Source organism: Chitinophaga sp. Cy-1792 (assembly GCF_011752935.1).
Lineage (GTDB): Bacteria > Bacteroidota > Bacteroidia > Chitinophagales > Chitinophagaceae > Chitinophaga.
In genome coordinates this window covers 3,280,716-3,295,248 of the sequence record NZ_VWWO01000001.1, presented here as the reverse complement: position 1 = coordinate 3,295,248, position 14,533 = coordinate 3,280,716, and the positions used below count along the sequence as shown (strand labels likewise).

Below are 14,533 nucleotides of genomic sequence, written 5' to 3'. Positions count from 1 at the left end.
AAAATAAAGTCATGAAATTATTGAAGATAACCTTGGCAGCCGGCCTCTTGTTTATGATGGCCTGTAATAAAAACGACAACTCATCCACTCCTCCAACTCCTCCTCCGGGAAGCAAAGTGGCAGTTCAATTTTCAGTAGATGGTTTTTCACAGATTGTTACCGGCATGAGTAATGCAAAAGCCGCATACAATATTGACACATTGAAAAAGTACATCTCCAACCTGGCATATCTTGCTTATGATTCTGCCGGGAACCAGGTGAGTGCACAGTATCAGACAGTCAATACCAATCCAAACAATTTTGGTCAGATATCAGATTCGTTAGTACCGGGAAAATATACAATTATCACTGTAGGTGCACCTAACGCCATAAAACTGAATGACTGGCAAAATGTAGGTACCTGGCAGCCCTACCCGCTTGCAACTTCACGCATCGTATATGGTAGTCCGGCTTACGGTCCCGCAAGTGTATATGAAACCTTCTATAGCAAAACTGCGGTAACAATCACGAAAGATACTGCCATATCTGATTTGACGATGAATAGAATAGTAGGTAAAGCACAGGTAATCGTAGAAGATTCGGCATCTTTTGACGTGGTAAATGCTTATTACAATGTAGAATCCCAGGAATATGACATGGGGCCTGATACCGTATATTACCCAATGGACTGGACCTACAACGGTACAAGAGATGGCAGGATGAATTTCACCAATGTTAGCCTTGGCATAAAACAGCGTTTTATCCTAAATGACATCACAACCTTCAGCATATACCTCGAGGGAGTAAAGAATCAAGCTGTCATTTCCAGGAAAACCATTTCCGCTGTACGGTGCTACCATAATAAAATCACCACTTTGCAGGGCTCCATTATGGGCAGTGGCGGCAATGGTAAAACATCTGTAACACCCGCCCTGAATACGAGTTGGGCCGGCGACACGACCATTCGGTTTTAATGCCTGATAAATACACGAATAAGTAATTATAAAAAGTAAAATCCCGCAGATTTATATCTTCGGGATTTTCTTTTTATATCTCGTAACATAAAACCTGTTACCCTGCAATATAACTGCAACCTGCACCCCTTATTTTTGCTGCTGCCATGCCGGTAATTATTGTGATAGTTTGATGTATGTCCTGTTAAAAGCATTTGTTTCCCGCTTAAAATTCAATACCATGCAATTTCCTACAATGTTTAGCCCGTACAACTTAAGTGGACTGGAATTGAAAAACAGATTTTTGATGGCGCCCATGACCAGAAGCAGGACCTCCCAGCCCGGCGATATCCCCAATGAGCTGATGGCTGAATACTATGCACAGCGTGCTGCTGCCGGCATTATTATAACGGAGGCTACGTATGTAAACATACAGGGACAAGGCTATGCCAGAACACCTGGTATTGCCACAAAAGAACAGATAAAAGGCTGGAAAAAGATTACCACAGCGGTACATGAAAAAAACACACCTATATTCCTGCAGATATGGCATACTGGAAGGATGTCGTCGTCGCTGGTAAATGGACTACAGCCTATTGGTCCCTCTGCCCTGATTGCTGAAGAAGCCAGTGTATACATTGAAGATAACGTAACGAAAGGGATGATAGCCTTCACACCGGTGGAAGCACCACGCGCCATGGAAGCTGCTGATTTTACGGATGTAAATAATCAGTTTGTACAGGCAGCCCTCCACGCCATGGAAGCCGGCTTTGATGGCGTAGAACTACACGGCGCCAACGCCTATCTGATAGACCAGTTTCTCCGTCGTAACTCCAACAGACGAACAGACATGTACGGCGGCAGTATACCCAACCGCATCCGCTTCCCTATGGAACTGATAAAAGGCGTGGCACAAGCCATCGGGAAAGAAAAGGTAGGGATCAGGTTTTCTCCCAATGTCAAATATAAAAATATGGACGACCCGGAGATCTTCGACGCTATCCTGATGGCAGCCCAACAGCTGAACGACCTGGGCATTGCCTATATTCACCTGGCAGAAGGTGACTGGGAAAACGGCCCGGAACTGGATGAAAGCTTCCGCAAAGCATTGCGGCTTGCCTTTACCAAAACGATCATTGCCACCGGCAGTAAAACACCGGAAAAAGGAGAAACCCTGCTGAAAAAGGGCTATGCCAATTTAATCGGCTTCGGACGCAGCTTCGTTGCCAATCCAGATTTCCCGATACGGGTATTGACAGGTGCTCCTTTAAACGAAATCACTGACCGGCACCTCCTCTATGGTGGTGGCGACCATATCGGGTATTCAGATTATCCCGCTATTTAAAAAGCTAATACTTCAGTAACCCTTTCGCCTGCGCTATGATCTCTTCTCTCCTGGGCGACTCCACATAATAGGTCCAGGAGTTACGGCTGGGCCCCAGAAAGCGGTATAATATCTGCACCCCAATATGCGCATTCAGGATATCCCTGACCTCCGCGTAACGGATGGTGGTATTAACACCGAAATACAACTCCAGCATACGCCTGATGGCCTGCTGCATCACCTCTGATGCGTAATACCATTGATGAATCAGCAATTCACTGAGCAGGTAGGCCAGGTCGTAGACAGGATGTCCGACATGTGCCTGCTCAAAATCTATGATACCAATAGCTTCGGTATTTTCATTCAGTACGATATTCCTGGTATTGATATCACCGTGCAATAAGCATAGCTGTTGCATTTTGTATTGATCGGCCAGGGTCCGCACTTTTACCGCAATGTCCGGCTCCAGGTGCGATGCCAGCTCATAGTATTGCAATTGTAGCTTATAATCCCGGAAGACAGTATTCAGGTATAATGGCTGCTCCGTATATGCAGTAACGTTATGGCTTGCCGTATGTAGCCTTGCGAGTACACGGGAAACCGCCAGCAATGCCGTCACTGGGGCCTTACCTGCCGCCAGATAGGATAATAAAGGTTTGCCATTGGCCACACCTGCTATCACCAACGTGTTACTGGCTTCATCCTGCCTGATTGCCGGCACATGACTTTTATTACCTTCTATACGCCGGCAGTAGTCGTGCACCTTAAACGCCAGCTCACGCCGCTGCGTAGCAGGTATTTCAGGGGGCGTGAATATCCCGGAGACGGGTTTATCAAGGTATCTTTTAACGTAATATTCCTGCTGCTCATCACCGACGCGGTAAACTTCATTGAAAAGTCCGCCGGTAACCGGTTGTAAAGTAGCCTGTCCCAGGCTGATGTTTAATCGTTCCCGCAGAAATTGTTTCCAGTAGGATAAATCTGTAGTAGACTCCATAGGGGTTAAGATAGAGAAAAATTTGGTAGCAATATTGAATCTGCCATCTGGAAACTTACCGTTGATTCGCTTCCAATGCTTTTACTAATTCAAAAACCGTTCTCGGGACCTTCCATCAAGGCGCCGTCCGGGCCCTCAAAAATATTTTTTTTCTCCCAATATTTACTATATTGGTAGCTAATTATAAAAAAATCAATCATATAAAATATACTATTCCTGAAAATTGTATTCGGATAGAAGTGTTAATATCGTCATGTATGTTTACCTAATTTTTTCTGTCAACCTATTTGCTCAACTGTCCAGCAATAAGCCTGCGCTACAACTGGCAGCAGATTCAAAAACCAAACCAGCATGTTAGCCTTTCGTTATAAAACCAACAATTCAATATTGCCGGTTACATGTAGCAAAGACTTACAAGAGATGTAAAAACAACACGGGAACCTATATAAAATCTGAACTCGATAAGCAGAAGATGTATACACAACCCTATACCTGGCAAAATTCTGATAAATAGCATCAGACGATCATTGCTGCCCATGTTACTGAAAGCAGAAAAATGTACGTCTTTTTCACGATAAGCAATTCCTGATACAAACTACATCAAAAAATACCCTTCTCAATTATAAATGTAAATCCATGAACAAAAAAATTCCAGTTTTTATTCTCCTCACATTGACTACGTTTTCCTTTGTTGCCTGTAAAAAGCATAACGCACCTCCGGCATGTGGATGTGAAGCCCCGGCGAGAGATACCATTCCTGAGACATCTAATATTATTGGAACTATAATGTACAACGAAGACATTAGTAGTAAAGATTTTAAGGACAAGTATGTGATATTATACCAGGAAGAAAACTGTATTAACTGCAAACACTATTTGGCCATATGCAATGAGGCTGCGTTACCATCGGCAGTATTGGCACTCAAGGCATCCAAGGGGTCGTTGCAGGTTAGTTTCAGTGGCTTCTTAAAACCTATATGCGATAAATTTAATGCACCAGCAGATTATACATATGAAAATCTATATTTAACGAAAATTAAAATTCAATGAGAATCCTATTATTTGTAGCATTTGTATTGCTACAAATCCCTGTACTTGCGCAAGAAAAATTTAGTTATTCCACTAAGAAAGGAAATATTGAATTTACTATCTCTTCCAGTGAATATTATGTGGCTTTTTCTGATTCGAACAGAATGAAGGCACTTACAACCTTAACACCTCATAAAACACTTAACACTGCAAAGAACACAGCCATTATATCAATTGATTTACCCGATACAGATGTAAAAACAAGAATATCAAAACTAACCGGCAAACTGAATAATGCGCCTAAACAAACCGAACCTGTATTAATATACAAAGATGGAACCAGGCAAATATGTACTGGTGAAATTATTGTAAAATTTGTTGATACTGCTTATCTGCAGACATTACGCAAAGTATATAATATAGCGGTATCACGTGATACATTTGTTAATAAACAATATATTATTACGTTAGAAGGTTCCTCCACCCAGGAAACGTTCGGTTTTATTAATCAGTTGAATGAAAGCAAATATATAGACTTTGCTGAGCCTAATTTCATACGACTGTTTCAGCCTTTTACCGCTGACCCTTTATACCAATACCAATGGGCCATTAAAAACCAAGGATACCTGGGAGGAACTCCTGGTGCGGATATGCATGTGGAAAATGCATGGAATATTGCCACCGGACAAGGTATAAAGGTAGCCATCATAGATGAGGGCGTCGATTTAAATCACCCTGATTTAGCCGCCAATTTATTAGGAGGTTTTGACGCGACAGGAAATAATTCAGGGGGTGCTCCTTCTGGCGATGATGCACATGGAACGGCCTGTGCAGGGATAGTGGCAGCCATAGCCAACAATTATATCGGAACTACCGGTGTAGCCTACAATTCAAAAGTGATTCCAGTCAGAATTGGGCGTAAAGGCGACGGCACTTCACCGTGGACAACCGATGCCTGGGCTTCTAATGGAATTACCTGGGCAAAAAATAGTGGTGCAGATATTTTAAGCAATTCATGGGGAGGCGGTAGTCCATCCAATGCTATTACCAATGCAATTAATGACGCCGTAAACAATGGGAGAAATGGCAAAGGTTGTGTGGTGCTATTTGCAGCAGGAAATTATAACACCGCTATATCCTATCCATCAACACTTAGTAACGTAATAGCAGTAGGAGCCAGTAGCATGTGCGATACACGCAAACGTTCTTCTAATGACCCTTTAGGGGTTAGTTGTGATGGAGAAACTACCTGGGGAAGTAATTACGGACCGGGATTAGATATCCTTGCCCCGGGTGTAAAAATATATACAACAGATATTTCGGGTTATGCAGGATATAGCTTTGACGATTACACCAGCACATTCAATGGCACCTCATCCGCAACGCCAAACGCCGCTGCAGTTATGGCATTGATCCTTTCTGTCAATCCGGGATTAACAGGAATACAGGCAAGGCAGCTGCTGGAAAGCACCTGTGATAAAGTCGGAGGATATAATTATCAATCTAATGTATCTGGTCAGCCTAACGGAACGTGGTGTGGTGATGCAGGCTATGGAAGAATAAATGCCTGTGCAGCAGTAGCCAAAACATTACAAAGCATGCTTTCAATAGACGGGCCGGCCCAGTTTTGTACCTCCGCTAATTATAAAATTAACGGTTTAGCATCCGGAACAACTGTCACCTGGGCAAGTTCAGATCCCTCCATTGTAACTTTAGATGCGAATGGAAATGCATCCAAAGGATGGTTACCTGGCGGCAACGTTACAATAACAGCTACCATAAATACCGCCTGTGCAGCTATTACTGTTTCTAAAACGGTATCGGTTGGTGCCCCCGCCGTGACTATTAATGCTGTAGATGGTAAGAGTTGCGAAATATCTATTAGTTGTTCAGCCACCGGAAATCCAACGTCCTACAATTTTCATACATACAATTATGATAACGGATCCGGATATCAAACAAATAATACCGGACACTTTAATGTTTATTCATCGGGAGAAGGAACGTATAAGATCGGGGTTTCCGCTACGAATAGTTGTGGTACTGGTTTAGACGCCGTTATGCTAACAAATGTCACCTGCTCTGATTTCTATAAATTTGCTATTTCTCCGAATCCTGCCACCAATATTGTGAATATATCGCCTTCCCAAAGTGCAGCTAATCTGGCTGCAAGGAATACTTCAGCAAAATCCGCAGATCTCAGTATTTCACAGGTGAATATATATGATCAAAGTGGCAATTTAAAACACCAGCAAAAGTATTCAAATTCGAATGCAAGCGAGCAGGTTAATATTTCTAACCTCGGTTCGGGTGTTTATTTCCTTGAGATCGTCACTAAGACTAATAAAGAAAGACAAATAATTATAGTGAAATAAATTTCCAATAATCGCTGGTACATCTTCAAAGTAAAAAACAAAAGGGCTGACAAAAATAAAATTTGTCAGCCCTAAAATTCCCGCAGATGAATATCTGCGGGATTCCTTTTTCTTGCTAATTCCAATTTATCAATCAAATTTTTATTTAGATTCCAATATCATCTTTCCACTCGTCAATCCTTCTCCTGTTACCGTAACAGTTACCGACCCTTTTATCAGCTTCCTGGAACGCACGATCAGCACTAGTTTGCCACTGAATAGTTTTCTCTGGTCCGCTGCAAAAGAGGTGAGGTCTGCCGGATCGCCGTTATCGGCGGCTTCAAAGGTGCCAGCTCCACTTACAACTATATGTAGCAGGTTATCTGCCTGGGGCACCGGAATGCCTCTCTCATCTGTAACACTGACAGTAATAAATGATAAGTCTTTGCCATCAGCATAGATGCGTTTTCTATCGGCCTGCAACTGCAATGTTGCCGGAACACCTGCTGTACGGAGGGTGTCTGCTGCCCAGGGTTTCCCGTTTTTATAAGCCTGCACACGCAGTTCTCCCGGCTGATATACCACGCTATCCCAGCGCAGCCGGTATTCAAAGGCTGCCTTCTTTTTTCTGCCCATGGAAACACCATTGACAAACAGTTCAGCTTCATCACCGGAAGTAAACAGGTGTACCGGCGTTACCTGTCCTTCACGTCCGGGCCATGTCCAATGCGGTAACAGATGCGCTATAGGCAGCTCAGGGCGCCACCGCGACTGGTACAGATAAAAACGATCTTTCGGCAGGCCCGCCAGATCAATAATGCCGGAATAGGAGCTGCGGGCAGAATAATAGGGCGTTGGCTCGCCCAGGTAATCAAATCCCGACCAGACGAATTCTCCGGCCACATACGGATGCTTGTCCTGTGAGGCAAATACTTTGTCGGGCGAGGCACCAAAAGCTGCTGTATAAAGCTCATAGGCGCTTACCTGCGCCAACTTACCATTACCGCCTGCTCCTTCATTGACAGGTGCACTGCTCTCTGCTGTAACGGGAAACAGATAGGTTTCCCGGGTACTCAGCGCAGAAGCAGTCTCGCTGCTGAAAATCAGCCTGGTGGGAAACTTCTGCTGAAATGCCGGATACAGCGGTGTAGTACGGATACCCTTCAAACCCTGATAGGCCGGGGCATCGCGGATACCTTCTCCCTGATAGTTCAAACTCAGTATATCCATGACCGTAGGAAACGGCATGTCCGGCTTGGCATAATTCATAGAGGCGGTAGCGGGCCGCGTACTGTCTTCTTCTTTTACTATCTTATATAATGCCGCAGCAACAGCTGCTCCTTTTTCTTCGGTGTATTGTTCTCCTACTTCATTCCCGAAACTCCAGGCTATAACGGAAGGATGGTTTTTATCTCTCCTGATAAAAGCCCTGGTATCCGGCTCATGCCAGTCGGGGAAGATAAGATGAAAGTCCAGCGGCGTTTTCTTCGTTTCCCAGGAATCGAATATTTCGTCTATCACCAGGAAACCCATTTTGTCTGTCAGCTCCAGCAATTCCGGTGCCGGCGGATTATGCGCCAGCCGTATGGCATTACAACCCAGTGCCTGCAATATTTCCAGCTGCCTTTCAGCTGCACGTACGTTAAACGCTGCACCCAAAGCGCCCAGATCGTGGTGCTGGTTGACGCCCTGCATCCGCACCTGCATGCCATTCACCACCAAGCCTTTAACCGGATCGAAAGTCACCTGGCGAATGCCAAAGGTAGTCTTGTATTCATCTACCAGCTTTCCATCGGCAAATACCTGCGTTACGGCTTCATATAAATGAGGGCGTTGCCCCGGAGCCGGCCCCCACAGCCGGGGATGGTCCAGCTTTACAGCGGCGGTGAGCTTAGCAGTACCACCAGCTTTGATAAAGGCTTCTTTCACAGGCAGCGTGGCTACCTTTATATTATCGCTGGTATACAAAGATGAAACAACGCGTATGGCTTTATCTGTAACGGCTTTATTATCTACCGAAATGGCCATATCTACTGTGGCGGCGGCAGTGGAGATATCACGGGTGGTGACACTACTCCCCCATTGTGCCACATGCACGGGGTTTACCTTTGTCAGCCATACATTTCTGTAAATACCTGCCCCCGGGTACCAGCGGGCAGAGTTAGCAGGATTATCCAGGCGTATCGCCAGCTGGTTGGTACTACCCACACGGATATACGGCGTGAGGTCCAGCCGGAAGCTATTATAACCATAAGGCCAGCCGCCCACCAGGTGGCCATTGAGCCATACCATGGTGTAAGACATCGCCCCGTCTATATCCAGGTAAATCTGCCTGCCCTTGTCGGCAGCAGGAATGTCCAGCTGCCTGCGGTACCAGGCGACGCCCTGCACCGGCAGCCTTCCCATGCCACCGCCTACGATGGCATCGGCTTCCCGGTAAAAAGGTCCTTTGATGGCCCAGTCATGCGGCAGATCTACAGATTCCCATTTGCTGTCGTCATAACGTTGTTGCACAAACGAAAAATCAGCACCCGGATTACCTGCCGGGCGCTGATGGGTTTTCATTGGGTCCGTTATAAAGTCATTCCCCGAAGGAAGTATCCAGTGCTTCAGCACCTGCTGCCGGGAAGCTACTGCCACAGCGGCTGTTGGCCTGCTGTCTGCCACCACATCATCTTTGCGGTCGTCAACAACAGGCCTTACATCGTAGGCCAGCGCATCAGGACTGGAAGCATACCTGAAAAACTTCCAGTGCTCATTTATACTTATATGTTGCCTGGGCTGCTGTGCCAGCACTGCCGCCACCGGCAGCAGACTGGCAAAGCAAAACAGGAAAAATATACGGTTTCCGTTATTCATCATCATTCAGATTTTAAAGGCTTATTTATAGCCATCATTCTGTGTCAGCACTGCTCCCCTGTTACGTTCTATTTCTCCCTGCGGGATAGCCCAGAGGTTGAAACGCTTTTCCATATTGCCGGCATAAAATGAGTTGAACCGTGTTACACGGTCATACAGTAAACCCAGTCGCATCAGCGTCAGCATACGCTTCTCTTCCACCCCAAACTCTCTCAGACGCTCATCCAGTATATAGTCAATGTTTACCGCTCCTGCCTGCACCGGCGAAGCATTAGACCTCGCTCTTACCATGTTGATATCTGTGGCAGCAGCACCGGTATTACCCAGCCCGAGGTAGCCTTCCGCTCTCAACAAATAAGTTTCTGCCAGACGGAAAAAGTACTGATCGGTGTAAGTACCACCAGCAGAAGATTTCAGTTCATACTTTTTAACCGGGTCAGTAGAACCAGGATTTACGTATAGCCCTGACGGATGGTCAAATACGGTGGTTGCCTTCGACTGGTAAGGATAAAATACCCTCGAAGGGAACGTAATACCAGCGCCCGGCGGCGGGTTGTTGGTAGAAATTTTCTGACCGTAATATGGACTGAGTGGATTAGTAGCCACCACTTCCCGTACAAAGTTATTGTTGGCATTGCGGATGTCATTGGCATAATCACTCTGCCAGATATCATTCTCATAATGCTTGGAAGGCTGCATAAATCCTACGCCCCTGCCTCCGGTATAATCGCCGATAGGCCAGAGAAACAGCCCGATGCCGTTTACTTTCATGTCGCGGTACAACGGTACATGCACACGCTCCAGCTGGTAGCTGCCTGCCGGAGCAGTAGATACAGCACCACCACCTAATACATCTGTTTCAAATTGTATTACCCAAAGGGCTTCTGTATTACCTGCCGATTTACGGTTCTGGTTTTTTGTCTGGAACAAGTCCCAGTACACATCTCCAGGGGTTACAGTACTATGCGATCCGAAACGGTTTTTCATGAGTGCCATCGACGGGTCACTGATCACCACAGAAGCTGCTGTTACCGCGTTCTGGTATTGGCCTGCGGCCAGATACACCTCCGACAGCAGATGCTGTGCCACGAGATTCGATATCTCGCCATCTTTTACCGCTGCAATGCCAGGTAATTTATCCGCTGCAAATTTCAGATCGGTAATACACTGGTCCAGCACTTCTGCTTTGGTGGCACGGGTGTAATTGATCTTTTCCGTCACCACTTCATGAAGCTCCAACGGTACACCGCCGAAAAGATATGCCAGTGTTCTATACCCCAGCGCCCTGAAAAAACGCGCCTTCGCCTCAAACGATGCCCTGTCGGCAGTAGAAAGACTGGAAGCAGGAATACGACTGATGACGGTGTTAGCCTCCGCTACAATTTTATAGATCTGGTTCCAGTGGTTATTAGGTAATCCGCCGCTGGGACCGAAATCCGACGCAAGGTTAGGATTACTACCTACAGATACTTCCACAGCCAGATCTGTTCTGTACAGGTAATGCATCGGCTGCCAGTCGCTGGAAGAATAAAATTCTGTTCTTACCAGCGCATACAGGTTATTAATAGATGCATTGAAGTCTTCCGCTGTCTTAAAAGCATTGCTGGTACTTAAAAATGACTGCGCCTTTTCGTCGAGAAAATCACGTTTACAGGAAATCACCGGTGAACAAAGCAGGGCACATAATATAATCCGATTCAGTTTTTTCATAACAATAATTTGTGATGGAATTAGTAAATGATTCTCAATCCTACAGTAAAACCTCTCAGTACAGGACGGCCGCTGGTGGTAAGTCCCATGGCGGTGCCATCGCTGTTGTTGGCCTCAGGGTCCCATCCTTCCCATTTAGTCCAGGTGTATAGGTTCTTACCACTTACATACAGGTTGAACGACTGCGCTTTCAGTCTTTTCAGGAGATTGTTGGCAAAGTCGTAGGAGAGCGACACATCCTGTAAACGCACAAAGCTTCTCGACTGCCACATATTAGGTTCTACTTTCGCATGGGAACCGGAGATATTTCTCGGGTATTTGCCATTAGGGTTCTGTGGCGACCAGAAATCTATTCCCTGCAGGTTGTTCACGCGGATACTGTTATCCTCGCGGAAGAAGGACGGGTTGTTGTTACCCAGGTACCCATCTCTGCCACCTTGTACGGAGTTGAGGAAGAAGCTGAATGTAAATGCCTTGTAGGAGAATGTTTGTGATAAGCTCACGCGGTACAGCGGCTCCTGACGGCCCAGGAAGATACGGTCTGCCTCTGGTGTAATATCCTTATCACCGTTCTGGTCTACAATACGTACGGAACCTACCGGAAAACCTGCCAGACGTGTATCATTCAGCCCATAGATGCCATTTGTCTGGTAATCATAGATAGTGCTGATAGATTTACCGATAAACAGGCCACTGGAGATCAGGTCATCTTCTTTACCATCACCATTGGCATCCTGTCCGGTGAGATGAATAATTTTATTTTTATTGAGCGAGAAGTTCGCGTTTGCCTGCCATCTGAAGTCACGTCTGTCCATTACATTCCAGGTAAGAGCTGCTTCAAAGCCACTGTTGCGGATCTGACCCAGGTTACTTGTAATATTGGTAAAACCCGTTGCCGCAGGAATAGCGACACTATACAGCAAATCGTAGGTATTGTTACGGTAATAATCCAACGAACCACTTACTTTATTTTTCAGGATAGAAAAGTCGATACCACCGTTCACACCTTTGGTACGTTCCCACTTCAGGTTATCATTACCCAGGGAAGCTACCTGTTGTCCGAATACGGTACTGCCCCCATCGCCGTAAACATAGGCAGCGCCGGTGGTTACACGTGCAATAGAGCTGTAGCGGGAAGTCTGGTTACCGGTAACGCCGTAGCCTGCACGCAGTTTCAGGTAATCGAGGAAGGTGATACCTTTCATAAAGCTTTCTTCAGACATAATCCATCCCAGCGCTACCACCGGGAAGGTGCCATACTTATTATTGGCAGAGAACCCGGAGAACCCATCACGACGCAGGATAGCAGAGAGCAGGTATTTATCATGGTATTTGTAGTTGATACGCGCCATCTGGTAGTTGAGCGTTTCTTCCCATGCATCGGACGAAGTAGTTTGTATACTTCCCTGCGACAGGTTATTATAGCTCAGCGTGAGGCGTGGGAAGCCGGTAGCAGTGGCGTTGGTACTGTTGAACTTACGGCCTACAGCGCCATACAGCAAAGTGGCCATGAGATCATGTTTACCGAATTTCCTTTTATAGGTCAGGATATTATCGAAAGTATAATCGTAGTATTCCTGGTTCGCTTTGTAGGCCATGCCTGTTTGTCCGGCATCATAGATGCTGGAATAGAAGTGCGCGGAAGTGCGGTAGTTATTACCAAAGTTCATCCTGTAGTTCAGCCCTTTCAGGAAAGGCAGGTCCATATCAGAATAGATATTGGCGAAGTAATAATTATTGCGATCCTTGTCATCTACATTATAGGTAGTGAAAGGGTTGGGTTCCAGTGTATTCATCGGGAACGGAATGAGCGTGCCAGTGCTGTCGTAAGGAACAATGAGCGGCGTCATACGCAGCAGACTGCTGAAAGAAGGCTCTGCACCGTCCTGGTTAACGAAAGCAGCAGAGGACAAGAGCCCTACTTTCCACCATTTCAGCGGTTGTGTTTCGATATTGGCGCGTACAGACTTACGTTTGAATTTATCATTCATGATAAACCCTTTCTGGTCTACCAGGCCACCAGATAACAGGTAGTTGATACGGTCGCTTCCACCGCTGATGCTGAGATTATTCTCTGCAATGGTACCGGTGTTGGTACCGGCGTTGAACCAGTTGTAGTTGTAGGGTTTCAGCGTGCCTTGCGGTGTGAGGATGCTGGCATCTGCCACACTTTCAATTTTAAAATTCGGATTGGGTGTGGTATAGTCCGGGCCGGTGAAGGCCTTATCATAGAATGCTTCTTTCAGGTAATTGAGGTACCCGTCGCGGTCATAAGGTTTCAGGTTGCCCACCGTAGGATATTGTGACGTATAGGCGGTAGAGAAAGCAATGCGTGGATGCTGGCTCACCTTTCCTTTGCGGGAGGTGATCAGAATCACACCATTGGATGCCTGGGCGCCGTAAACGGCAGTAGAGCTGGCGTCTTTCAGTACGTCAATGCTGGCGATATCATCCGGGTTGATGGAAGACAGTGACTGCGTGTATTGCACACCGTCGAGGATGATGAGTACACTCTGGTTACCGTTGAGGGTAACACGGCCACGGATAGAGATGGGAGGTGTTCCGCCGGCGGCAGTGGCCACACCTACGTTGAGGCCGGGCACTGTTCCCTGCAGGAACTGCGCGATGTTGGTATTAGGCGCTTCGCGGAGCGACTCCAGGTTTACGCTGGATACGGCGCCGGTGAGATCTGCCTTGCGCTGGCTGCCATAACCCACTACCACTACCTCGTTGATATCTTTGGAAGAGGTATAGAGTGTAACATCCAGCTGATCTGCGGCAGTTACTGCCACTTCCTTAGGAGTGAAGCCCATGCAGGAAATCACCAGTATGCTGCCTTTTGCGGCGTGGATGTTAAACTGCCCGTTGGCATTGGTAACTTCTCCTTTGGAGGAGCCTTTCACTACGATGGTAGCGCCGGGAACAGGCTCTCCGTTTTCAGCGGCTACACGCCCGTGCACCACCTTATCCTGGGCGTGCGAATGCAGGGGCATCGCCCAGCTGAATGCCGTTAGTAATAGAATAGTTAGCATGCGGCAAAGGTGCTGGTGGCGCCTCCCGTTGACGCCATTGCTTTTAATAGTTTTGTTCATAACGGTAAATGTCATTTTGACAATTATAAAATTGATGGAATGTGGAGATATAGTTGATTTTAACGTGAAAATTTTAACTGGCGTCTGTAGCGGAAAAGATTGTATAGTATTGGAATCGCTACAGTAATAGATCAGCATAGCAGTACATCAGGGCGGCCCGGTTGTGGTCCGCACATCATACAGTCAGTGGAATTTATCGATATAATTGTCATAATGACAATTATAAATCCGGAGAT

At 46.3% G+C, this 14,533-nt stretch carries 8 protein-coding genes; 4 read left to right on the top strand and 4 right to left on the bottom strand.

Annotation, left to right across the window (positions count from 1 at the left end; all coding sequences use genetic code 11):
- The first annotated feature begins 11 nt into the window (after nt 1-11).
- Nucleotides 12-953, top strand: coding sequence for a hypothetical protein (locus tag F3J22_RS13435; protein ID WP_167017946.1), 942 nt, complete (start codon nt 12-14; stop codon nt 951-953).
- A gap of 220 nt (nt 954-1,173) precedes the next feature.
- Nucleotides 1,174-2,277, top strand: coding sequence for an alkene reductase (locus F3J22_RS13430; protein WP_167017944.1), 1,104 nt, complete (start codon nt 1,174-1,176; stop codon nt 2,275-2,277).
- A 4-nt stretch (nt 2,278-2,281) separates the two neighbouring features.
- On the opposite strand, the gene F3J22_RS13425 is transcribed toward F3J22_RS13430, so the two are convergent.
- Nucleotides 2,282-3,253 carry an aminoglycoside phosphotransferase family protein gene (locus F3J22_RS13425; protein WP_167017942.1) on the bottom strand — a complete coding sequence of 324 codons (972 nt, stop codon included), beginning with the start codon at nt 3,251-3,253 and terminating at the stop codon, nt 2,282-2,284.
- 636 nt (nt 3,254-3,889) lie between these two features.
- On the opposite strand from F3J22_RS13425, the gene F3J22_RS13420 reads away from it, so the two are divergent.
- Together F3J22_RS13420 and F3J22_RS13415 are read left to right on the top strand one after the other, a co-directional pair.
- Nucleotides 3,890-4,303 carry a hypothetical protein gene (locus F3J22_RS13420; protein ID WP_167017940.1) on the top strand — a complete coding sequence of 138 codons (414 nt, stop codon included), beginning with the start codon at nt 3,890-3,892 and terminating at the stop codon, nt 4,301-4,303.
- Nucleotides 4,300-6,657, top strand: a complete 2,358-nt coding sequence (locus tag F3J22_RS13415; protein ID WP_167017938.1) for a S8 family serine peptidase — start codon at nt 4,300-4,302, stop codon at nt 6,655-6,657. Before F3J22_RS13420 ends, F3J22_RS13415 begins: the two co-directional genes overlap by 4 nt.
- A gap of 141 nt (nt 6,658-6,798) precedes the next feature.
- On the opposite strand, the gene galB is transcribed toward F3J22_RS13415, so the two are convergent.
- From galB to F3J22_RS13400, 3 genes are read right to left on the bottom strand one after another with little or no spacing between them, the layout of a single operon-like run.
- Nucleotides 6,799-9,495 (bottom strand): beta-galactosidase GalB, encoded by a 2,697-nt coding sequence (galB, locus tag F3J22_RS13410; RefSeq protein ID WP_240155049.1) that lies wholly within the window; start codon nt 9,493-9,495, stop codon nt 6,799-6,801.
- A gap of 21 nt (nt 9,496-9,516) precedes the next feature.
- Nucleotides 9,517-11,205 carry a RagB/SusD family nutrient uptake outer membrane protein gene (locus tag F3J22_RS13405; protein WP_167017934.1) on the bottom strand — a complete coding sequence of 563 codons (1,689 nt, stop codon included), beginning with the start codon at nt 11,203-11,205 and terminating at the stop codon, nt 9,517-9,519.
- Nucleotides 11,206-11,225: 20 nt separating this feature from the next.
- Complete coding sequence (locus tag F3J22_RS13400) at nt 11,226-14,297, bottom strand: TonB-dependent receptor (RefSeq protein WP_205195202.1); 3,072 nt, start codon at nt 14,295-14,297, stop codon at nt 11,226-11,228.
- Nucleotides 14,298-14,533: the final 236 nt, after the last annotated feature.

Coding starts and splice junctions, on each gene's coding strand:
- F3J22_RS13435 (WP_167017946.1), top strand. CDS start 12: ATGAAATTATTGAAGATAACCTTGGCAGCCGGCCTCTTGTTTATGATG.
- F3J22_RS13430 (WP_167017944.1), top strand. CDS start 1,174: ATGCAATTTCCTACAATGTTTAGCCCGTACAACTTAAGTGGACTGGAA.
- F3J22_RS13425 (WP_167017942.1), bottom strand. CDS start 3,253: ATGGAGTCTACTACAGATTTATCCTACTGGAAACAATTTCTGCGGGAA.
- F3J22_RS13420 (WP_167017940.1), top strand. CDS start 3,890: ATGAACAAAAAAATTCCAGTTTTTATTCTCCTCACATTGACTACGTTT.
- F3J22_RS13415 (WP_167017938.1), top strand. CDS start 4,300: ATGAGAATCCTATTATTTGTAGCATTTGTATTGCTACAAATCCCTGTA.
- galB (WP_240155049.1), bottom strand. CDS start 9,495: ATGAATAACGGAAACCGTATATTTTTCCTGTTTTGCTTTGCCAGTCTG.
- F3J22_RS13405 (WP_167017934.1), bottom strand. CDS start 11,205: ATGAAAAAACTGAATCGGATTATATTATGTGCCCTGCTTTGTTCACCG.
- F3J22_RS13400 (WP_205195202.1), bottom strand. CDS start 14,297: ATGAACAAAACTATTAAAAGCAATGGCGTCAACGGGAGGCGCCACCAG.